This window comes from Bacillus sp. JKS001846, assembly GCF_900176455.1.
Taxonomy (GTDB): Bacteria; Bacillota; Bacilli; order Bacillales; family Bacillaceae_G; genus Bacillus_A; species Bacillus_A cereus.
The window spans coordinates 633,541-655,102 of sequence record NZ_FWYG01000001.1; the positions used below are offsets into that span (position 1 = coordinate 633,541).

The window sequence follows — 21,562 nt, forward strand, 5'->3', positions numbered from 1 at the left end:
TTATATGTAAGGTTTCGAGATTCCATCAAGATAATGGTTTTTTTATTCTTAATTTACGCTATTATTGCAATTGCCTTTTTATACAATCAGCCTCTTAGTAATGGTAAAGAATCTGTATTAGTAGATGCTACCTTTTATCGATTTTTTCATGGAGTAGATTTTGTGGATTTATTTTATTTTTATAAGGAGGGACGATTTTCTATCCCTTTTTATTGGATATTCTTTCAAATCACTCCTTTGTTGCTTGTAGGGAATTTTGCTTTTTCAGATATTCAACAGAATGGTGTTTATTTATTTCCTCGTGTTAAGAAGAAGCATTTTCTGTGGTTAACGAAAATATTATCTTTGTTTTTTTATATAATTATTATTTGGATTGGTATGTATTTTATTTGGTTTAGCGCTTACTATTTGCTTTCTTTAGGCGAGTATAATTTTTTAAATTTATATAGTCAATTTCCTTATAAGATATTAGGTACTATGCTAATTCAAATAATTATAAGCTTTTTATTAGCTTTGATTTTTGAGTTTTTAACTTTTTATATACCGATAACTATTGTTTTTGTACTAATGTTGTTGTACCTATTTTTGTCTATTTTCTTTCATAGTATTTATTTTTTAGGCTCTTTTGTTATGCCAAATCGTTGGTATTTTGTTGATCACAGTTCAATTCAATTGACTTTAGGTAATAATCAATCTATTCAATATAATGATTTACTTTTAATAGGAGTAGTAATTGTTGTTGTAATGATTTTATTAGGTAGTTTTTGTTTTAAAAAACTAGATGTGATAGGTGAATAATTTATGGACAATTATATTAAATGTGAATGTATGACGAAAAGATTAAAAGGAAATATTGTGTTAGATAATATTAGTTTGTCAGTAAAAAAAGGCGAATTTTTAGTTTTGAAGGGGCATAATGGCTCTGGTAAAACGATGATTTTACGCGCTATATCAGGGTTAATGCGCTTGAATTCTGGAGTTGTTTATATAGATAATGAAATAATTGGAAAACAAAAGCAATTTCCTGATTCTATGGGAATATTGATTGAATATCCAAGTTTTATTCCAGGGTATACTGGTTTTCAGAATTTGAAATTTTTATCATCGATTAACAATAAAATCTCCGATGAGGAGATTTATAATATTATTCAAAGGGTTGGACTTGATAAAACAGATAAGAGAAAGTATAAAAGATACTCTTTAGGTATGAAACAACGTTTAGGGATAGCGCAAGCTTTAATGGAACAACCCAAATTACTGTTATTAGACGAGCCAACTAATGCTTTAGATAGTGATGGGATAAAAGATGTTTTAGATATTTTGAAAGTAGAAAAAGCCAAGGGAACGACTATTGTTGTAGCCAGTCATGATGTGCATGTTCTAGATAATGAAATGGTAGATCGTATTGTACATGTTAATAATGGAAAGTTGGTAGATTAAGAGTGACGAGAAAACATATCTTAATAAGTATTGGATTGTGTCTGTTGCTATGTATATTTGCTAGTTTATTAAGATTTAAAACATTAAATCTTAATAATGAATCTTATAAAGTGGTAAAAGATGAGTTTTTATCTAATAGAACTTTTGAAGATGGGCAAGGAGTTACGTTTCATGCACTCAATCCTCTTGATCCTACAAAAGTTTATGATCCCTATGAAGACCGTGAAGTAGTGACGTATGTTTTACCTTTAGATATTACAAATACAACAAATCGAGATATTAACTTGCTTAGTAATAAGTCTATTTCCGATACAATGTTTTATTCTAAAATAGGTGAGTTTTATAATTTAATCCCTTATTCAATGGAATTACCTAAAAAATATCAGTTTGATCCTGTAATACCTGCTGGTAAAACAGTACGAGGGTATATAGGGACAAATTATTTTATAGGAGATGACCCTTATAAAAATTATAAAAACTTTTCAAATGAATCAACTAAAGTGAAATTCATTTCTTGTATAAAGGATAAGAAAGGGAAATATCATGAATTAGAAATACCGATAAATTAATAAAATTTATGATTGATACAGCTATATTTTAATGGTGTTTGTAGATCTTGCAACATAACAATATCTTTTAAAGTCGGAGTTTTTTTGTAGGTGTAAGTATCTATGGATGCTGCACCTGCAAAGTTTCCGGCTTTTTGTAATTGTCGATTTAGATTTTATTAAGGAATTTCTGGTAGTCATATTCTTTAAAAGGAAACTTGAAAGAATATGACTTAGATTTAATACGAAATTTGTAACGTGAAATTGAAATAGCGAGACAGAGAAAAGGAACGTAACAAATGAAATAAAAACTTTTTCTGAATATAAGGCCCGACATCTTGCCGATTGTTGTCATAGTTATGAGACAAGTGTTACAATTATCATTAGGTATATACATTTTAGTTTTTTTAATTAGGAGAAAAATTGGCATAACATACATTTGATTTTTATAACGACTGATTGTAATAGAGAAAAAGAAAACAATCGGAAGTTTTATTTTAATAAAAAGAGGAGCGTATTTCCTATGATCGGTATTTTAAAAAAGGTGTTTGATGTAAATCAACGCCAAATTAAACGTATGCAAAAGACAGTTGAGCAAATTGATGCATTAGAGTCATCTATTAAGCCACTAACTGATGAACAATTAAAAGGAAAGACGCTTGAATTTAAAGAACGTCTAACAAAAGGTGAAACAGTAGATGATCTACTACCTGAAGCTTTTGCAGTTGTTCGCGAAGCGGCAACTCGTGTTCTTGGAATGCGTCCATATGGCGTACAGTTAATGGGTGGTATTGCCTTACATGAAGGGAATATTTCTGAGATGAAAACGGGTGAAGGTAAAACGTTAACATCTACATTACCTGTATATTTAAATGCTTTAACAGGAAAAGGTGTTCATGTTGTTACAGTCAATGAATATTTAGCACAACGTGATGCGAGCGAAATGGGACAACTTCATGAGTTCCTTGGCTTAACGGTAGGAATTAACTTAAATAGTATGTCACGCGAAGAGAAACAAGAGGCTTATGCTGCTGATATTACGTATAGCACAAATAATGAGCTTGGATTCGATTACTTACGTGATAACATGGTTTTATATAAAGAGCAGTGCGTTCAACGTCCACTTCACTTTGCTATTATCGATGAAGTCGATTCTATTTTAGTCGATGAAGCACGTACGCCGCTTATTATTTCAGGACAAGCTCAAAAATCAACAGAGCTATACATGTTTGCAAATGCATTTGTTCGTACGTTAGAAAATGAAAAAGATTATTCATTTGATGTGAAAACGAAAAATGTAATGCTAACAGAAGATGGTATTACGAAAGCGGAGAAAGCTTTCCATATTGAAAACTTATTCGATTTAAAACATGTAGCACTTCTTCACCATATTAATCAGGGACTTCGTGCACACGTTGTTATGCACCGTGATACAGATTATGTTGTACAAGAAGGCGAAATCGTAATTGTAGACCAATTCACTGGTCGTCTTATGAAAGGTCGTCGTTATAGCGAAGGATTACACCAAGCGATTGAAGCAAAAGAAGGTGTAGAAATTCAAAATGAAAGCATGACGCTTGCAACAATTACATTCCAGAACTACTTCCGTATGTATGAAAAATTATCTGGTATGACTGGTACAGCGAAAACAGAGGAAGAGGAATTCCGTAACATTTACAATATGAACGTTATTGTAATTCCGACCAACAAACCGATTATTCGTGATGATCGTGCCGATTTAATCTTTAAATCAATGGAAGGTAAGTTCAATGCTGTTGTTGAGGATATTGTAAATCGTCATAAAAAAGGACAACCTGTTCTTGTAGGTACAGTTGCAATTGAAACTTCAGAGCTTATTTCAAAAATGTTAACGCGTAAAGGTGTACGTCATAACATCTTAAATGCGAAAAACCATGCTCGTGAAGCAGATATCATTGCAGAGGCTGGTATGAAAGGTGCTGTAACAATCGCGACGAACATGGCAGGTCGTGGTACAGATATTAAGCTTGGAGACGATGTGAAAAACGTTGGTTTAGCAGTTATCGGTACAGAGCGTCACGAAAGTCGTCGTATTGATAATCAGTTACGTGGTCGTGCTGGTCGTCAAGGGGACCCTGGTGTTACGCAGTTCTACTTATCGATGGAAGATGAATTAATGCGCCGATTTGGTTCAGATAATATGAAAGCAATGATGGACCGCCTTGGTATGGATGATTCTCAGCCGATTGAAAGTAAAATGGTTTCTCGTGCGGTAGAATCTGCACAAAAACGTGTTGAAGGAAATAACTATGATGCACGTAAGCAGTTACTGCAATATGATGATGTACTTCGTCAACAACGTGAAGTTATTTACAAACAGCGTCAAGAGGTAATGGAGTCTGACAACTTACGCGGCATTATTGAAGGTATGATGAAATCTACAGTAGAACGTGCTGTTGCCCTTCATACGCAAGAGGAAATTGAAGAAGATTGGAACATTAAAGGTCTTGTTGACTACTTAAATACAAACCTTCTTCAAGACGGAGATGTAAAAGAAGAAGAATTACGTCGCCTTGCTCCTGAGGAAATGAGCGAACCGATTATCGCGAAATTAATAGAGCGATACAATGAAAAAGAAAAGCTTATGCCAGAAGAGCAAATGCGTGAGTTTGAGAAGGTTGTTGTATTCCGCGTTGTAGATACGAAATGGACAGAGCATATTGATGCAATGGATCACCTTCGTGAAGGTATTCATTTACGTGCTTACGGTCAAATCGATCCACTTCGTGAGTACCAAATGGAAGGGTTCGCGATGTTCGAGTCAATGGTTGCTTCTATTGAAGAGGAAATTTCTCGTTACATTATGAAAGCTGAAATTGAACAAAACTTAGAACGTCAAGAAGTTGTTCAAGGTGAAGCTGTTCATCCTTCTAGCGATGGCGAAGAAGCAAAGAAAAAGCCAGTTGTAAAAGGTGACCAAGTGGGCCGCAACGATTTATGTAAATGTGGTAGTGGTAAAAAATATAAAAACTGCTGTGGTATCGTTCAGTAATATAGGACGGTAGCTTTGGCTGTTTTGCAAACTTTTATATCAAAAATGTATAATTAAGAAGGATTAAACTCTCTCCGTAATAAGTGGAGAGAGTTTCCCTTGTTTTCATACGAAAGTAACAGCAATTACATAGAGGTGAAGGAAATGGAATTAGTAGAAATTAGACAGGAATTAGAGAAAATGGCTAAGCGATTAGCGGCTTTTAGGGGGTCTCTTTGACCTCCCTACTAAGGAGAAACAAATTGCAGAATTAGAAGAAAAAATGATGGGCGCAGGATTTTGGGATGACCAACAAGGCGCACAAGCTGTAATTAATGAAGCGAATGCGTTAAAAGATATGGTTGGAAAGTTCCGTCAGTTAGATGAGACGTTTGAAAATTTAGAAATCACGCATGAGCTTTTAAAAGAAGAGTATGATGAAGATTTACATGAGGAATTAGAATCAGAAGTAAAAGGCTTAATTCAAGAAATGAATGAGTATGAGCTTCAGTTACTATTAAGTGATCCTTATGATAAAAATAATGCGATTTTAGAATTACATCCAGGTGCAGGTGGAACTGAGTCACAAGACTGGGGTTCTATGTTATTACGTATGTACACACGCTGGGCTGAAAAACGCGGATTCAAAGTAGAAACGGTTGATTATTTACCAGGTGATGAAGCTGGTATTAAGAGTGTAACTTTATTAATTAAAGGTCATAACGCTTACGGTTACTTAAAAGCAGAGAAAGGTGTACATCGTCTTGTACGTATTTCACCATTCGATTCTTCAGGGCGCCGTCATACATCGTTCGTATCTTGTGAAGTTGTACCAGAGTTCAATGATGAAGTTGAAATCGAAGTACGTACAGAAGATTTAAAAATTGATACGTACCGAGCAAGTGGAGCTGGTGGGCAGCACGTAAATACGACAGATTCAGCAGTTCGTATTACACATACACCGACAAATACGGTTGTAACATGTCAGTCGGAGCGTTCTCAAATTAAAAACCGTGAGCATGCGATGAAAATGTTAAAAGCGAAATTATATCAAAAGAAACTAGAAGAGCAACAAGCAGAATTAGATGAAATTCGCGGAGAGCAAAAAGAAATCGGATGGGGTAGCCAAATCCGTTCTTATGTATTCCACCCGTATTCTCTTGTAAAAGACCATCGTACAAATACGGAGGTTGGTAACGTACAAGCTGTTATGGATGGAGAGATTGATCCATTTATTGATGCTTACTTACGTTCTCGCATCTAATAAGCGAAAAAAAGCCAACGAAATTGTTGGCGCATGCTGAGGACAATAGAGGATATAAAGAATTTGATTTTATTTTTATAGATGAAGTAAAGAGGAAGAGAAGTTGGAAACGACAACTTCTCTTTTTGATGGGATTATATGTAGATTACAATGCTGTATATTGTTTTGTAAAAAGTAGAGAATAGTAAAATAGAGCGGTAATAGGGTAAAGATTTATATAGAACTTTTCTAATTTTCCTTTTAAAAAGGATACTTTATAGAAGTTTTATAAGTTGTTCACAGAATTGAAACAACTTATAAAAGCTTTATTTTATCAAGGTTCTCACTGTATTTTTGAGGAATATGAAATACACCTTAGTTTTTCTATATAAAGATAATGCTTATAATGAAAATGAGTGTGTTAGGAATAAAAAGAATATCAACAATAGGGAGCGATAGAAGTGAAAAAGAAATTGTTGGCTATTGCGCTAGGGACATCAGTTGTTTTTGCTTTAGGAGCATGCGGAAATAAAGAAGAGAGTAAGTCTTCGAAACAGTCTGCAAGCACAGACAGCGCAGAACAAATTTTCCAAAGAAGTTGTGCGGGATGTCACGCAACAGATTTATCAGGGGCAACTGGACCTGATTTAAGAAAAGTAGGCGGTAAGTACGACGCTGCAGATATCGAAGAGATTATTAAAAAAGGCCGCGGTTCAATGTCACCAGGACTTATTCAAGGTGAAGATGCGAAAAAAGTATCTGAATGGTTAGCTGAACATAAATAAAAAAGGTGAAATGGACGAGTTGATAATATAGTCAACTCGTTTTCCTTTTTTCTGGTATGTAACATAACTGTAACAAAAATGTATCCAAATTGGAAACCGTTTGATGTTACAATGGGGTTTGTAGAATTTTGCTGAAATATATTACATAGAGTGGTATTGCTTATGAGAAAGCATAAGTAAACTACCTTCAACAAGGATGAATAAATGAAAATGAAGGATGTCTTTTATTTTCAGATGTACAGAAAAGTATTTCGAAAAAAATCATTAAGTATTGGGTGATAAATAATGATAAAAATGACGAATGTTTATAAGGAGTACCCGAATGGTATGAAAGCCATTGCTGGTCTTACAGTTAACATTAAACAAGGTGAATTCGTATACGTAGTTGGACCGAGTGGAGCCGGGAAATCTACATTTATTAAAATGATGTATCGTGAAGAGAAACCATCTACAGGATCTATTAATGTAAATGGACTTACTATCGAAACATTGGCAGAAAGAGACGTTCCGTATTTTCGTCGTCAATTAGGCGTAATTTTCCAAGATTTTAAATTGCTACCTAAATTAACGGTATATGAGAATGTTTCGTTTGCTTTAGAAGTAATTGAAGAAGAACCGGATGCAATTCGTGAGCGTGTAACAGAAGTGCTAGGTCTTGTAGGCCTTGAAGATCGTGCAGACGCACTTCCAAGTGAGCTTTCAGGTGGGGAGCAACAACGTGTGGCTATTGCAAGAGCAATTGTAAATAGACCAAAGGTTGTAATTGCCGATGAGCCAACAGGTAACTTAGATATTGAAACAGCTCTTGATATTATGAATATTTTTACTCGCATTAATGAGCGCGGCACAACGATCGTTATGGCGACGCATAATGCAGATATCGTAAATACAATCCGTCATCGTGTAATCGCGATTGAAGGCGGAAAAATTGTTCGAGATGAGATTGAGGGAGGATACGGATATGAAGGCTAAGACCCTTAGTCGACATTTGCGAGAAGGTGTAAAGAATCTATCACGTAACGGATGGATGACATTTGCTTCTGTTAGTGCAGTAACAGTTACATTATTACTTGTAGGTGTCTTTTTAACAGCGATTATGAATATGAACCATTTTGCGACGAAAGTAGAGCAAGATGTAGAGATTCGTGTACACATTGATCCAGCTGCAAAAGAAGCGGATCAAAAGAAATTAGAAGAAGATATGAGTAAGATTGCAAAAGTAGATTCTATTAAATATTCTTCTAAAGAAGAAGAGTTAAAACGTTTAATTAAAAGCTTAGGTGATAGTGGAAAAACGTTTGAGTTATTTGAACAAGATAATCCACTTAAAAACGTATTCGTTGTAAAAGCAAAAGAGCCAACCGATACAGCGACAATCGCGAAGAAGGTTGAAAAAATGCAGTTTGTTAGTAATGTTCAGTACGGAAAAGGGCAAGTTGAACGATTATTTGATACTGTAAAAACTGGTCGTAACATTGGGATTGCGTTAATTGCTGGTCTTTTATTCACAGCGATGTTCTTAATCTCTAATACAATTAAAATTACAATTTATGCTCGTAGTACAGAAATTGAAATTATGAAACTTGTTGGTGCAACAAACTGGTTTATTCGTTGGCCATTCTTGCTAGAGGGATTATTCTTAGGAGTATTAGGATCAATTATTCCAATTGGCCTAATTCTAATTACGTATAATTCGTTGCAAGGTGTGTTTAATGAAAAACTTGGCGGAACAATTTTCGAGCTTCTACCATACAGTCCGTTCGTATTCCAATTAGCTGGTTTACTAGTGTTAATCGGTGCTTTAATCGGTATGTGGGGAAGTGTAATGTCAATTCGTCGCTTCTTAAAAGTATAAAAAGTTGCAAACATAATTCGTACAAGCTTATCATATAGTAGAAATAGGTAAAGGCATCACACACTGTGTGATGCCTTTTGCTACACCACCTGTGTGTTTTGGAAAGGGGAATTCCGCATTGAAACGTAGAGTTGCAATTATTGGAATGGTTGTTGCATTTTTAATTGGTGCTGGCGGAATGTTTGCAGGCATGTCTGTATTTGGGGTTAACCCATCAGAAGTAACGCAAACAATTTCGAGTGGGAATGCTAGCACTGCGCAAGGGAATTTGGCAAAAATTAATGAGGCGTATGCACTAATTGATTCACGTTATGTGGAAGACGTGAAAGATGAAAAGTTAGTTGAAGGTGCAATACAAGGTATGTTGTCTACGCTGAAGGACCCTTATTCCACGTATATGGATAAAGAAACAGCCAAACAGTTTAGTGAATCGCTTGATCCCGAATTAGAGGGGATTGGGGCTGAGGTGAACAAGACGGACGGTAAGCTTATTATCGTATCGCCAATTAAAGGTTCACCAGCAGAAAAGATAGGAATTAAACCGAATGACCAAATTTTATCTGTAGATGGAAACAGTGTGAAAGACTTATCACGTGAAGAAGCAGTATTAAAAATTCGTGGTAAAAAGGGAACGACTGTCGCAATTGAAATTAAACGTGCGGGAGTAACTGATCCGATCGTATTTAAAATTAAGCGTGAAAAGATTCCAATCTTTACAGTATTTAGTTCTGTGAAGCAAGAGAGTGGAAAAGATATCGGTTATATGCAAATCACTTCTTTTGCTGAAAATACAGCGAAAGAATTTAAGGATCAGTTAAAAGAGTTAGAGAAGAAAAATATAAAAGGCTTAGTTATTGACGTACGTGGTAATCCTGGTGGCTATTTAAATAGTGTAGAAGATATACTAGGGGAAATTATGACGAATAAAAAGCCGATGCTACAAGTAGAGCAGCGAAATGGTGAGAAGAAGAAATTCTCTACGGAACTGAAAGAGAGAAAACCATATCCAATTTCAGTATTAATTGATAATGGAAGTGCTTCTGCTTCAGAGATTTTAGCGGGTGCGCTAAAAGAAGGAGAAGGATACGATTTAATTGGTGAAAAGACATTTGGTAAAGGTACTGTCCAGCAAGCTGTTCCATTTAAAGACGGCAGCAACATTAAATTAACGATGTTTAAATGGTTAACACCGGATGGGAACTGGATTCATAAAAAAGGAATCGCGCCAACAGTAGAAGTGAAGCAACCAAATTATTATCATGCGACACCAATTCAAATTGAAAAAACACTTTCATACAATTCAAATGATGTACAAGTAAAACATGCTCAAGAAATGCTTAAGAGCTTAGGGTACGTACCAGGTCGTGAAGATGGATACTTTAGTAAAGAGACAGAATCGGCTCTGAAAGCATTCCAAAATGCAAATGAGATGGAAGCGACAGGACAGCTTGATAAAAAGACAGCTGAAGCGATTCAAACTAAAATTATCGAAAAAATTCGTTCTGGAGAAAATGATCTACAATTACAGTCAGCATTAAAATTAATGGCAAAATAAGAAGAAATACAGGCAGTTTGCTGCCTGTATTTTTTTGTGTTAAACAAACGTTTGTTTAGTTATGATAATATAAAAAGAAAGAATGATATAAATGGTGGTGAATGAGTTCATGGAGGCGTGGATTTTTGAAATAATGCGGGCAGTTGGACGTTTTTTCTTACACCCTGCTGTCTATATATTTGTAATAAGTAGTATCTTCGTTGGATACTTACGTATGTTAAGAGAACGAAAAGATTTTTCTTTTAAAGTTTATGATATTTGGTTTGAACTGCGAACCTCTCTATTTGCAGGGATTGGATACGGATTAGTAGTATCTATTGTTACGATTGGGCTTGGACTTGTTGTTTCTAAAGCGAGCTTATGGGCCATTTTAATTTGGACGTTACTATTTGGATTAACGGCTATGTATCGATATTTATCGGCGGCTTATACATTTAGCATTGCGATTGTATGTGTTCTATTATCTTCTAAGCTACCAGTTTCCTTTTTACAGCTTCGAGAAGGTGAAGAGAGTACCATTGTATCCCTTGTTATTTTACTAGGCGTTATGCTTATTGTAGAAGGTTTATTGATTTCTAAAAACGCAGTAGGATATTCGACGCCGAGGATTAGGAAGGGGAAGCGTGGATTAAAGATTGGTTTACACGAATCAAAGCGTTTATGGATCGTTCCTATTTTTATTCTTGTACCGGGTGATGCGGTAACGCAGTTTATTTCATGGTGGCCTGTCGTTTCAATCGGTTCAAATACATATTCTCTATTCCTCGTTCCATTTTTAATTGGATTTATGAGAAAGATTAAAAGTTATGAGCCGACGGAAGCTTTATTATTTACAGGAAGACGTGTTTATGGATTAGCAGGACTTGTGCTCGTTTTAGGAATCGCAAGTTATTGGTGGCACGTACTTGCAATTATCGCGATGGGAGTCGCAATGCTTGGGCGTTTCACAATCTCGATGCAAGAGAAAATTGCCGATGAAACAAGACCAGCATATTTTGCTGCACGCAATGATGGGCTCGTTGTACTAGATACAATTCCAAATACAATTGGAGCAGAGCTAAAATTACTGCCTGGAGAAATTATTACGAAAGTAAATGGAGTCATTCCAAAAAGCGCTGAGGAATTTTATGATGCCCTTCAAACGAAGACGACAGGAGCATTTTGTAAATTAGAAGTATTAGATACAAAGGGTGAGCTTCGTCTTGCACAAACTGCATTATATGCTGGTGGGCATCACGAATTAGGTATTGTATTCGTTGAGCAGGAGCACGAGTGGGATTCGGAAGCGATGTAATAGAAGGAAAGGTATCACCTTGTGGTGGTACCTTTTTTGTTTTTGGGGGAGGGGAGAGTAGTTAGTAAATGAAATTTATATCGGCGATTATCCGAATATATCAGCGCAACTTGAAATATATCGGCGATTTTGCAAATATATCAGCGCAACTCGAAATATATCGGCGATTATTCGAATATATCGACTTTCCAGCAAAAAACGACAACTATCGCAAAGCTTATTTTCAGTTTCATAGACGGATAACTTGAATAATTGTTTGATAATGGTTATCATTTAGGGAGTCTTTTTAATTTTGGAAAATGGAGGTAAGATATGCTGCGTAAATTTTTCTCGTACTATAAACCGTATAAAGGTTTATTTATACTCGACTTTTCTTGTGCGGTTGTCGCAGGATTATTAGAACTCGGCTTCCCGCTTATCGTAAATCAATTTATTGATAAGTTATTGCCAGGGCAAAACTGGGCGCTTATTTTATGGGCTTGTTTCGGTTTACTCGCAGTTTATATGTTAAATGCAGGCTTACAATATGTCGTTACATATTGGGGACATATGCTTGGTGTTAACATTGAAACAGATATGAGGCAGAAATTATTTGATCATATTCAAAAGCTATCATTCAGATTTTTTGATAATAATAAAACTGGTCATTTAATTTCACGCCTTACAAACGATTTAATGGAAATTGGGGAAATTGCTCACCATGGACCAGAAGATTTATTTATCGCCGTAATGACTTTAGTTGGGGCATTCTCATTTATGATGATGATCAACTGGAAGTTAGCGTTATTAACGTTCTTCGTCATTCCATTCCTATTATGGTTAGCACTTTACTTCAATAAAAAAATGACAGGTACATTTAGGCGTTTATTCTCAGACGTTGCTGATTTTAATGCATGCATTGAGAACAATGTTGGGGGAATTCGTGTTGTACAAGCATTCGGAAATGAAAAGTTTGAGAAAGAGCAATTTGCTGTTAACAACGCTCGTTTCCGTACAACAAAATTAATGGCGTATAAAATTATGGCGTTAAATTCGTCGATTAGTTATATGCTCATGCGTCTCGTAACGCTCTTCGTCTTAATATGCGGTACATGGTTTGTTCTGCAAGGAGAATTAACGTACGGTGGATTTATCGGATTCGTTCTATTAACGAATATTTTCTTCCGCCCAATTGAAAAAATTAACGCGGTAATCGAAAGCTATCCGAAAGGAATCGCCGGTTTTAAAAGATATGTAGAGCTTCTTGAAACAGAGCCTGACATTGTAGACTCTAAAGATGCAATGGAAGTTAAACATGTACATGGTGATATTCAATATAACAACATTACGTTCGGATATGAAAATAAAGAACCGATTTTAAATGAAATTAGTTTGAAAATACATGCAGGTGAAACAGTTGCGTTCGTTGGACCATCAGGAGCTGGGAAAACGACTTTATGTAGCCTATTACCACGTTTTTATGAGCAATCATCTGGATCAATTCAAATTGATGGAATTGATACGAAAGATATGACATTATCTTCACTTCGTAAGCAAATCGGAATCGTGCAGCAAGACGTGTTCTTATTTTCAGGAACAATTCGTGAAAATATCGCTTACGGAAATTTAAAGGCATCAGAGCCTGAAATTTGGCAGGCAGTAAAACGTGCGCAGTTAGAAGATTTAATTTACTCACAGCCGGACGGTTTAGATACTGTTATCGGTGAGCGCGGCGTGAAACTTTCAGGTGGACAAAAGCAGCGTCTAGCTATTGCTCGTATGTTCTTAAAAAACCCACCAATTTTAATATTGGATGAAGCAACTTCTGCACTAGATACAGAGACGGAACTTGCGATTCAACAATCGCTTGCTGAACTATCTGTTGGTCGTACAACATTAGTTATCGCTCACAGACTTGCAACGATTAAAAATGCAGATCGCATCGTCGTTGTAAATAAAGATGGCATTGCAGAACAAGGTTCGCATAATGAATTAATTGAGCAAGGCGGAGGATACAGTAGGTTATACGAAGCTCAGTTTAGTTCGTAAATATAATTTGTACTGAATTAGTGCACCATAAGTAGGTGAAAATCTCATATGGGAGGCTATAAAGTATGATTGTAACAACAACGTCTACAATTCAAGGAAAAGAAATTATTGAGTATATTGATATTGTCAATGGAGAAGCGATTATGGGCGCGAATATCGTTCGTGACCTTTTCGCTTCTGTTCGTGACGTTGTCGGCGGTCGTGCTGGCGCTTATGAAAGTAAATTAAAAGAAGCGCGCGACATCGCAATGGAAGAGATGAAAACTTTCGCAAGACAAAAAAATGCAAATGCAATTGTTGGTATCGACGTGGATTACGAAGTAGTTCGCGAAGGTATGTTAATGGTTGCGGTGAGCGGGACTGCTGTCCGCATATAAAGTAAAAAGCCGTGCTGATGCACGGCTTTTTACTTTGTATGTCGAAGTTTCAATATTTCTTGGGAAATGTGGAAGGCCCCGTCGATATATAGGGAAGACATTAGAGCGCTTCTTTATATTTTTGAATTTGAGTTAATAATTTTGCGTATTCTTGTTCGAGAGATGTGATGTCATCGTGATGATTTGGAATGGAAATCCGGCCGATGACTTCTGTTAATTTTGTTTGTAATCGTAACAATTCTTGCTCAGTAACGTTTACAGAAGCTCCGGTGGTTCTTTTTGTGTATTGCTCGTAATTACCGTGGAAGATTCTTGGTTCACTCTCATCTACTTGTAGAATATGGTCTGCAACAGAGCGAATAAAGGCACGGTCATGGCTAATAAAAAGTATTGTGCCAGGATATTCTTGTAACATGGTTTCTAATTCTTCTTGCGTTGCTAAGTCTAAATAGTTTGTCGGTTCATCTAGCAGAAGCATATTATAGTTTCCTAAAAATACTTTTGCGAGTGCAACCTTCATTCGTTCACCCCCGCTTAGAACGTGCACAGGTTTATGAACATCCTCACGGCGGAATAGAAGTCGTGCAAGTATTGTGCGAACGAATGCTTCTGTATAGTTTGTTTCTTCTAGAACATTTTCTAAAATGGTTTTATCTGTTTTTAAAATAGATAATGTTTGTTCGAAGTATCCAATTTTACAACTTTTCGATAGCTGCATGCCACGCTCGTTTGTGAGAAGCATGTTGAACAAAGTGGTTTTGCCGCTTCCATTTGCCCCTAAAACCGCAAGCTTTGCACCAGGGGCAATAGTTCCATTCATATTTTTAAATAGTGTGCGGTCGCCTATTTTCTTTGTTGCTTTATTGAATTGTACTGCCACCTTACTATGAATGGGAGTATGGTATTGCACGTCAAATTGAGCTTGAGAAAGATTCTTTGGCTTTTCCTTCTTTTCTAGTTTTTCGAGACGTGTCTCTAATGCCTTCGCTGCTTTGCTAACCTGTTCTTGGCCATGAGCCCCACTTAACCTATAAAGTCTAGATTCAGATGAACTGAACCGCGTTGGGATTTTTGTCATGTTAGAAGCACGTTGCTTTCTTTGTAGAATGGACTGTTCTAAACGATTTTTTTCTTGTACATATTGCTCATATTCTGCTTGTTTTTGTATTCGTTCACGTTCTTTTTGTTTTCGATAGTTTGAATAATTCCCTTTGTACTCTTGAATAGTACCGTCTTCAATTTCAATAATTTTGGTACATATATTATCTAGAAATTCACGATCATGCGATATTAAAACAAGTGCTCCTTTATAAGATGAAAGTGCCTTTTCTAATTGCTCTGTACCGACCATATCTAAGTGGCTTGTTGGTTCATCAGCGAATAAAATGCCTGCATTTTGTTCGAGAGCATGGGCGATCTTTAGCCGCATTCGTTCACCGCCGCTCATTGCGTCGGTAACGTTTGAAATACTCCATTTTCCTTTTGCAAGAGAAGAAGCAGTTTCCGGTAGTTCTTCGCTAAGCTGAGGAATGATGCTGATAGAACTATGATGAGTTACTATGCCTCTGTCAGCTTCTATTTCTTTACTTAATATTTGTAATAACGTAGATTTACCAGCTCCGTTGACTCCGACAATTCCTATGCGATCCTGTGCTTGAATTTCCAGTGATGGTAATGTAAATAGTGTGCGATCACCAAAGCTCTTTTCAATATTACTTGCGAATAAAATAGTCATAAAAAAACCTCCCTAGTTTCACTAGAGAGGATAAACGTCGCCCTTGTATGTAAAAAATCGTACATAAATAAACGATTTTTTACATGATCGTTTCGAAAGAAAGTATCGACAAATGGACAGACTAATCCCCTGCTAGTTTTCATCATTTTTGTTCACTATTTGTGATGGATGAAATAAATAAGAGAATTAGAACTTCATTGGTCAAAGTACCTTCCTTTCATAATATTACTTTTATTGTATGCGCATACAAAAGGGTTTGTCAAACTTATTTCTGTTCGCTATTTTTGAATGTATCATTATACAATTGTGCTTTTGCCAGCGCCTCAGCATCGTTTTTAATTTCATCCAGTCCATTCGCATTCCCAATAACATAACCTTCAAATGAAGAGCCAACAAAATCAAAGATATATTGGAATTGAGCAATAAGCGGTAATGCTTTTACCTTTGGGTTGTCCCCGCCAACGATGACAACATACATTTTTTTGCCTTTCATTTTTTCTTTGAAATGAAGGGATGTATCGCGCAAGCTTTGTGACCAGCGATCAACAAAATTTTTCATATGTCCACTCATTCCGTACCAATATAATGGTGTAGCAAAGATAATCGTGTCGTGTTCTAGCATGCGTTTCGTTAACTGCTCATAGTCATCATTTACGGATTGGAATCCTTCTGCATCATGACGTTGGTCTGTAATAGGATAGACGGTATGATCACGCAAATAAATTTGTTCTGTTTCAATGTCCTCTATCATCATATGTGTTAAAGCTTCTGTATTTCCGTTTTGTCTTGAACTGCCATGTATAACAAACATGTAATCATCCCTTTTCTTTTGCATGTTTTAGGAGTGAAACGTGTTTTTGCAAATTCGTTTGGATGTTGGAAAGCAATGAGATTTGCTTTGTTACTTCATTGAGTTTATCTTCGTAAAGCGTAAGGATACTGCTGCACGGATTGTCGTACAGGTGCGGTTCAATTTCAAGGCAGCGCAGCATCCTTGCCGTCTCTTCTAAATTTAAGCCAATTTGTAAGTACATTTGAATAAGCTCCACTTTTTCGATGGCACTTTCATCAAAATCACGGTAACCATTTGCAAGGCGCTTAGAAGGGAGTAAGCCCTTTTCTTCGTAATGTCTTAGTGATCTTTCACTAACGCCAGTTTCTTTTGATAATTCTCCAATTCGCAATGTATTTCACTCCTTTTACATGTATTGTAAACCTTCACACTAATGTGAAGGTCAACTCTGTTTTTTCGCAAAAGAATCTACATGATTTAAGAACACTTGAATGGCTTTAGATGGAATGAAATATTTACCGCGCACGATGGAGAACGGACGGATTAGTTGTTCATTTGGAACTTCGACGTGGAATAGTTCTTTTGCTAATAGCTCTTTCCGTACAGTCCAATCAGAAAGGATAGCGATGCCAAGCCCGGCACTAACAGCTTCCTTTACGCTTTGGATACTACTGAATGTAAAGAATCGTTTCATTTTTAAATGGTGTTGATGAATAAAGCGGTCACTATAAGCGCGTGTACCAGAACCACTTTCTCTTAATACCCATACTTGATCTTGGAGTGTACTTTCATTTATTTCATTTGTGCGGAGTAATGGATGATTTGGCGGGACGACGAGCTTCATTTCATCTTGCATAAATGTTTCAACATCTACGTCGGCGTATACGACTTGTCCTTCCACTAGGCCGATATCAATTTGATTAGAGCGAAGGCTTTGCAAAACGTCTTCTGTATTTGAGATGAAAGTATGAACTTCGACGTGTGGATTTTCATTCGCATAGTTAGCCAGTATTTTTGGAAGTAAGTATTCGCCAATTGTAAAACTAGCACCAATGCGAAGTGTTCCTGTTACAACGTTATGTAGTTCATTAATTTCTTGTTTAGCATCTTCGTAAAGAGAGAGCATTTGCTTTGCATGTATATATAATATGTTTCCAGCTTCAGTAACTTGGACGTGCTTCGGGGAGCGTTGAATAAGTGTAGTGCCAAATTCGTTTTCTAAGTTGCGTATATGCATACTTACTCCAGGCTGTGAAAGGTTTAATAATTCTGCTGCACGGGAGAAGTGTTTCTGTTCAACGACAGTAACAAAAATTTTTAAAATGTCTACGTTCATATAATGGGCTCCTTTCTTTTTCTATTATCTTATCATAAGTATTTCTAATGATAGAGATTTGGTATTGGTATTAAACTTATTATAGAAACTCTCTTATAATGTAAGTAGAAAGAACATGCATGTTCCAATACGATTATTGGAGTGGTTCAAAATGGAACAAACACTTGTTATACAAAAGAAGAAGCGTTTTGGATTTTCGCAAGGAATTGGGATTACATTATTAATCGCAATTGCCGCGAAATATTTAGCAGAGCTTCCATTTTTAAATATTATGGGACAATTAGTAATTGCTATTCTAATTGGGATGGTTTGGCGTGCGGCAATTGGAGTCCCTCAAGATGCGATTGCAGGGACGAACTTTGCGAGTAAGAAGTTGCTGCGCTTTGGAATCATCTTACTTGGAATGCGATTAAATCTTGTTGATATTGCGAAGGCAGGGCCGAAAGTATTGGTCATCGCAGCGGTTGTTATTACATTTACGATTTTCGTTGTATATGGACTAACGAAAGTATTTAAGGTAGAAAAGAAACTTGGGATTTTAACCGCATGTGGTACAGCAATTTGCGGGGCGGCAGCGGTCGTGGCAATTGCGCCGCAAGTGAAAGCAAAAGATGATGAAACGGCAGTTGGGGCTGCAATTATTGCTATTTTAGGTACGATATTTACGCTTATTTATACGTTATTATATCCAGTGCTTGGCCTATCTCCATATGGTTACGGTGTATTCTCAGGGCCACGCTGCATGAAATTGCTCATGTTATCGCAGCCGCGGCGCCAGGAGGAAGTACGGCTATAGACATCGCAGTTATCGTGAAGCTAACGCGCGTTGCAATGCTCGTACCAGTAGCAATTTTAATTGGATTATGGTTTGGAAAGAGTGAAGGAAGCAAGGAAAAAAGATCGTGGCGCGACCTTCCAATTCCATGGTTCATTTTCGGATTTTTAGCGATGAGTGCCGTGCATTCGCTTGGGATTATTCCAGAAGTTGTTGCGGGATACATTGTTGTCATTGCTTATATGCTAATCGCAATGGCGATGGCAGGACTTGGTTTAAATGTAGAGTTTAAAACGTTCCGTAAGTTAGGAAGCAAAGCGTTCGTGGCGGGGCTGATTGGCTCGGTTTGCTTATCGGTTCTTGGATACGTTCTTGTATATGCGCTAGGATTTATGTAGTAGAGGAGAAAGCTGTTCCCGAAGGTATTTGGGGACAGCTTTTTCTTATGATTATAGTAGCGCTACGGATGTCGATATTTGTCGGTAAGTCGATATATTTGAAAAATCGCCGATATAAATGGAGTTGCGCTGATATATTTGGGAAATCGCCGATATAATTTAAGTTGCGCTGATATAAATTGAATTACTCTTGTACTTTATTAGAGTAGGTGTTCAATGAAACGTTTTTCTAAAATTTGTAAAGATATCTTTACTTATAACTGGAAAATATTTATAATTTAAGTAAAGATATCTTTACTTTTGAAGGTGGAGCCTATGGGTGTAAAAAATAAAATAAAAGAGTTAAGAAAGCAAAATCATATAACGCAAGTTGAAATGGCAAAGGCGATGCAGGTGACGCGGCAGACGATAGTGGCGATTGAAAACCATCATTACAATCCGAGTCTAGAGTTATCTTTAAAAATCGCCAAGTATTTTGGAGTGAAGGTGGAGGAAATATTTACGCTGGAGTAAGGAGAAAGAAAATAAATGATAAGCTTGAGAGATTTCAATTAGAGTAAACGTTTAAATATATAAGGATTGGTTTTGATTTATTAATTAGTATCGCATCAACGAGCGTGTTAGCAACAAGGAATAATAGATAGAAAAAGGGGAACTGGGATGGGATTACCGGTGTTATGTGTCGCTACAGCTATATTTTCGCTTCTTTGGGGAATGCAAAACTTTTCTCGTAATCCAGTGCCGAGCATTTGTATTATGATTGGTACTGTAGGTTTATCGTATTATTTATTATTATTAGCCCATTATCATAAAACGGCAACGAGTGTTGTCGTTGGAGCACTTATTTTATTTTGTGGGCGCGCCATACAAAAGGGGTTATTTCCATAAAAGCTGTTTATACACTTTGTATAAACAGCTTTTTGTATTTTTTTTACAAAACGCTTGAAAGTTACGTAACGTCATCTTTTATAATGAGAGGGAAGAGGTGATGGTAGTGATTTCAATACAAGAATTGACGAAAGAAACAGGGGTTACAGTACGTACACTACGTTATTATGATCAAATAGATTTATTAAAGCCGAGCGGAAAAACAGAGGGTGGACATCGGTTATATAGTGAAAATGACGTTATTCGTTTGCAACAAATTTTATTTTTGAAAGAAATGGGATTTTCATTAAAAGAAGCTGCGAATATGTTAGTAAAAGGTGAGCTGGATTTAAAAAATTCGCTTGAAAAACAACTTCGGTTTGTACAGGAAGAACAAAAGAAATTTAATCGAATGGAGCGTGTTTTACAAGCAGTTGTTTATTCGGTAGATGTAGAGGGAGAACTTGATTGGAAAGTTATGTTTGAACTTATTCAGCTTTCAAAACAGTCTCCTCGTATACGTGAAATATTTCAAAATGAAGTATTTTCAAAGGAAGAACAAAAATTGCTTCAGAATTTGCCAAATATGAGTGAGGAAGATCCGAATGTTTTAGAATGGGTAGATTTATTAAAGCAATTACGTACTTTTATGAAAGACGGTAAAGAAGTCGCAAGTGATGAAGTACAAGAGGCAACGAAGAAATTAATGCAGAAATGTTTAGAAATGGCTAATGGTGACGAAGCGTTTTTAGATAAGTTATGGGAAGTTAGAAAATCGAAGGAAGATTCACAGAAAATGAGCATGTATCCAATTGAAGAAGAACTTTTAGCATATATGGATGAGGCTTTTCGTATTTATGATGAAAGGGAGAAGGATAAATGAGTATACTCGCAGAATATCGTTGGTATTTTTTAATTGGGGCAGAAATTGTATTTTGGTTATCAGCTATCGGTTTCTTTTTACTTCGCTACGGATTCCGTTTGAAAAGAGCGAGTTTTATTATGGGGATTGTACTCCTCGTAAATGAAGTATTTATTTTAACTTTAGGGGTAGTGGACTATTATCAAACAGGAAAGTTCTCTAACTTTCAGATTATTACTGTAATCATTTTATTATATGCAGTTTTCTACGGGAAAAAGGATTTAAAGAAGCTTGATATATTTGTACAAAAATCAGTTGCGAAATGGCGTAATGAATCGGCGCCTATTATTGAAGAACAGGTAGAATTAACAGGTATGGCCTATGCAAAGCAGGAAATAAAAAATTGGGTATTACATCTTGTTTTATTCGTTGGTGTGCACATATTCTTTTTCTTCGCGTATGGATTTATTCCATTTGAACAATGGGGTAATTGGTTAGAATCGGGAATCGTTTTAAATAAAGCTGCAAGTCGCGTGAGTCAAGTGTGGGCGATTATATTTTTAGTTGATACAGCGATTTCATTTTCATATGTGATTTTTCCGAAGAAGGAGAAAGGAAAAGAAAAGCTACTTTCATAATTGAAAGTAGCTTTTCTGGTATA

20 protein-coding genes and 1 pseudogene are annotated in these 21,562 nt (G+C 36.2%); 17 read left to right on the top strand and 4 right to left on the bottom strand.

Annotated elements, in window-relative coordinates:
* Positions 1-33: 33 nt before the first annotated feature.
* From B9A45_RS03355 to B9A45_RS03430, 12 genes are all read left to right on the top strand, one after another.
* A complete protein-coding gene (locus tag B9A45_RS03355) occupies positions 34-798 on the top strand; it encodes a hypothetical protein (protein WP_061655249.1) in 765 nt (254 codons plus the stop codon).
* A 3-nt stretch (positions 799-801) separates the two neighbouring features.
* Entirely contained in the window at positions 802-1,440 is a 639-nt protein-coding gene (locus B9A45_RS03360) for an ATP-binding cassette domain-containing protein (RefSeq protein ID WP_000371027.1), read from the top strand.
* 41 nt (positions 1,441-1,481) lie between these two features.
* Positions 1,482-2,009, top strand: a complete 528-nt coding sequence (locus B9A45_RS03365) for a hypothetical protein (protein WP_033668381.1) — start codon at positions 1,482-1,484, stop codon at positions 2,007-2,009.
* 502 nt (positions 2,010-2,511) lie between these two features.
* The gene (gene secA / locus B9A45_RS03370; protein WP_000579387.1) at positions 2,512-5,019 is read left to right on the top strand and encodes a preprotein translocase subunit SecA; all 2,508 of its coding nucleotides are present in this window, start codon (positions 2,512-2,514) and stop codon (positions 5,017-5,019) included.
* A gap of 144 nt (positions 5,020-5,163) precedes the next feature.
* Positions 5,164-6,262 (top strand): peptide chain release factor 2 gene (prfB, locus tag B9A45_RS03380; protein WP_096001716.1). Its coding sequence is split into 2 segments (ribosomal slippage): positions 5,164-5,235 and positions 5,237-6,262, totalling 1,098 coding nucleotides; the frame shifts between segments, so codons are not numbered across the junction.
* Positions 6,263-6,702: 440 nt separating this feature from the next.
* Positions 6,703-7,026 carry a cytochrome c551 gene (cccB, locus tag B9A45_RS03390; RefSeq protein WP_000727971.1) on the top strand — a complete coding sequence of 108 codons (324 nt, stop codon included), beginning with the start codon at positions 6,703-6,705 and terminating at the stop codon, positions 7,024-7,026.
* A 285-nt stretch (positions 7,027-7,311) separates the two neighbouring features.
* Positions 7,312-7,998, top strand: coding sequence for a cell division ATP-binding protein FtsE (gene ftsE / locus B9A45_RS03400; RefSeq protein WP_000594321.1), 687 nt, complete (start codon positions 7,312-7,314; stop codon positions 7,996-7,998).
* On the top strand, positions 7,988-8,881 hold the full coding sequence (gene ftsX / locus B9A45_RS03405; protein WP_000645027.1) for a permease-like cell division protein FtsX: 894 nt from the start codon (positions 7,988-7,990) through the stop codon (positions 8,879-8,881). Before ftsE ends, ftsX begins: the two co-directional genes overlap by 11 nt.
* A gap of 70 nt (positions 8,882-8,951) precedes the next feature.
* Positions 8,952-10,436 carry a S41 family peptidase gene (locus B9A45_RS03410; protein WP_002005957.1) on the top strand — a complete coding sequence of 495 codons (1,485 nt, stop codon included), beginning with the start codon at positions 8,952-8,954 and terminating at the stop codon, positions 10,434-10,436.
* Between the two features lie 109 nt (positions 10,437-10,545).
* Positions 10,546-11,730, top strand: coding sequence for a PDZ domain-containing protein (locus B9A45_RS03415; protein WP_058839384.1), 1,185 nt, complete (start codon positions 10,546-10,548; stop codon positions 11,728-11,730).
* Positions 11,731-12,042: 312 nt separating this feature from the next.
* Positions 12,043-13,758, top strand: a complete 1,716-nt coding sequence (locus B9A45_RS03425) for an ABC transporter ATP-binding protein (protein WP_084063862.1) — start codon at positions 12,043-12,045, stop codon at positions 13,756-13,758.
* Positions 13,759-13,823: 65 nt separating this feature from the next.
* Positions 13,824-14,135: a heavy metal-binding domain-containing protein gene (locus tag B9A45_RS03430; RefSeq protein ID WP_000637523.1), complete on the top strand. Its 312-nt coding sequence runs from the start codon at positions 13,824-13,826 to the stop codon at positions 14,133-14,135.
* A 100-nt stretch (positions 14,136-14,235) separates the two neighbouring features.
* Here the strand turns inward: B9A45_RS03430 and abc-f are convergent, their stop codons facing one another.
* From abc-f to B9A45_RS03450, 4 genes are all read right to left on the bottom strand, one after another.
* Positions 14,236-15,870: a ribosomal protection-like ABC-F family protein gene (abc-f, locus tag B9A45_RS03435; RefSeq protein ID WP_084063863.1), complete on the bottom strand. Its 1,635-nt coding sequence runs from the start codon at positions 15,868-15,870 to the stop codon at positions 14,236-14,238.
* 265 nt (positions 15,871-16,135) lie between these two features.
* Entirely contained in the window at positions 16,136-16,681 is a 546-nt protein-coding gene (locus tag B9A45_RS03440; protein ID WP_000497612.1) for a flavodoxin family protein, read from the bottom strand.
* 4 nt (positions 16,682-16,685) lie between these two features.
* A complete protein-coding gene (locus B9A45_RS03445) occupies positions 16,686-17,054 on the bottom strand; it encodes a MerR family transcriptional regulator (RefSeq protein WP_001219199.1) in 369 nt (122 codons plus the stop codon).
* 51 nt (positions 17,055-17,105) lie between these two features.
* Positions 17,106-17,999, bottom strand: a complete 894-nt coding sequence (locus tag B9A45_RS03450) for a LysR family transcriptional regulator (RefSeq protein ID WP_001099987.1) — start codon at positions 17,997-17,999, stop codon at positions 17,106-17,108.
* Positions 18,000-18,150: 151 nt separating this feature from the next.
* Here B9A45_RS03450 and B9A45_RS03455 point away from each other — a divergent pair.
* From B9A45_RS03455 to B9A45_RS03475, 5 genes and pseudogenes are all read left to right on the top strand, one after another.
* Positions 18,151-19,172, top strand: a pseudogene (locus B9A45_RS03455) (YeiH family protein).
* Positions 19,173-19,487: 315 nt separating this feature from the next.
* Complete coding sequence (locus B9A45_RS03460) at positions 19,488-19,685, top strand: helix-turn-helix transcriptional regulator (protein ID WP_000538364.1); 198 nt, start codon at positions 19,488-19,490, stop codon at positions 19,683-19,685.
* A gap of 147 nt (positions 19,686-19,832) precedes the next feature.
* Complete coding sequence (locus tag B9A45_RS03465; protein WP_000524139.1) at positions 19,833-20,060, top strand: hypothetical protein; 228 nt, start codon at positions 19,833-19,835, stop codon at positions 20,058-20,060.
* Between the two features lie 100 nt (positions 20,061-20,160).
* Entirely contained in the window at positions 20,161-20,922 is a 762-nt protein-coding gene (locus B9A45_RS03470) for a MerR family transcriptional regulator (RefSeq protein WP_000260337.1), read from the top strand.
* A complete protein-coding gene (locus B9A45_RS03475; RefSeq protein ID WP_084063864.1) occupies positions 20,919-21,539 on the top strand; it encodes a hypothetical protein in 621 nt (206 codons plus the stop codon). The genes B9A45_RS03470 and B9A45_RS03475 overlap by 4 nt, the downstream gene beginning before the upstream one ends.
* Positions 21,540-21,562: the final 23 nt, after the last annotated feature.

What these genes read in the sequence shown, in the direction of transcription:
- B9A45_RS03430 (WP_000637523.1), top strand. Translation starts at nt 13,824, where the DNA reads ATGATTGTAACAACAACGTCTACAATTCAAGGAAAAGAAATTATTGAG.
- ftsE (WP_000594321.1), top strand. Translation starts at nt 7,312, where the DNA reads ATGATAAAAATGACGAATGTTTATAAGGAGTACCCGAATGGTATGAAA.
- B9A45_RS03360 (WP_000371027.1), top strand. Translation starts at nt 802, where the DNA reads ATGGACAATTATATTAAATGTGAATGTATGACGAAAAGATTAAAAGGA.
- ftsX (WP_000645027.1), top strand. Translation starts at nt 7,988, where the DNA reads ATGAAGGCTAAGACCCTTAGTCGACATTTGCGAGAAGGTGTAAAGAAT.
- B9A45_RS03475 (WP_084063864.1), top strand. Translation starts at nt 20,919, where the DNA reads ATGAGTATACTCGCAGAATATCGTTGGTATTTTTTAATTGGGGCAGAA.
- abc-f (WP_084063863.1), bottom strand. Translation starts at nt 15,870, where the DNA reads ATGACTATTTTATTCGCAAGTAATATTGAAAAGAGCTTTGGTGATCGC.
- B9A45_RS03465 (WP_000524139.1), top strand. Translation starts at nt 19,833, where the DNA reads ATGGGATTACCGGTGTTATGTGTCGCTACAGCTATATTTTCGCTTCTT.
- secA (WP_000579387.1), top strand. Translation starts at nt 2,512, where the DNA reads ATGATCGGTATTTTAAAAAAGGTGTTTGATGTAAATCAACGCCAAATT.
- B9A45_RS03425 (WP_084063862.1), top strand. Translation starts at nt 12,043, where the DNA reads ATGCTGCGTAAATTTTTCTCGTACTATAAACCGTATAAAGGTTTATTT.
- B9A45_RS03440 (WP_000497612.1), bottom strand. Translation starts at nt 16,681, where the DNA reads ATGTTTGTTATACATGGCAGTTCAAGACAAAACGGAAATACAGAAGCT.
- B9A45_RS03415 (WP_058839384.1), top strand. Translation starts at nt 10,546, where the DNA reads ATGGAGGCGTGGATTTTTGAAATAATGCGGGCAGTTGGACGTTTTTTC.
- B9A45_RS03410 (WP_002005957.1), top strand. Translation starts at nt 8,952, where the DNA reads ATGCCTTTTGCTACACCACCTGTGTGTTTTGGAAAGGGGAATTCCGCA.
- B9A45_RS03470 (WP_000260337.1), top strand. Translation starts at nt 20,161, where the DNA reads ATGGTAGTGATTTCAATACAAGAATTGACGAAAGAAACAGGGGTTACA.
- B9A45_RS03460 (WP_000538364.1), top strand. Translation starts at nt 19,488, where the DNA reads ATGGGTGTAAAAAATAAAATAAAAGAGTTAAGAAAGCAAAATCATATA.
- B9A45_RS03450 (WP_001099987.1), bottom strand. Translation starts at nt 17,999, where the DNA reads ATGAACGTAGACATTTTAAAAATTTTTGTTACTGTCGTTGAACAGAAA.
- B9A45_RS03355 (WP_061655249.1), top strand. Translation starts at nt 34, where the DNA reads ATGGTTTTTTTATTCTTAATTTACGCTATTATTGCAATTGCCTTTTTA.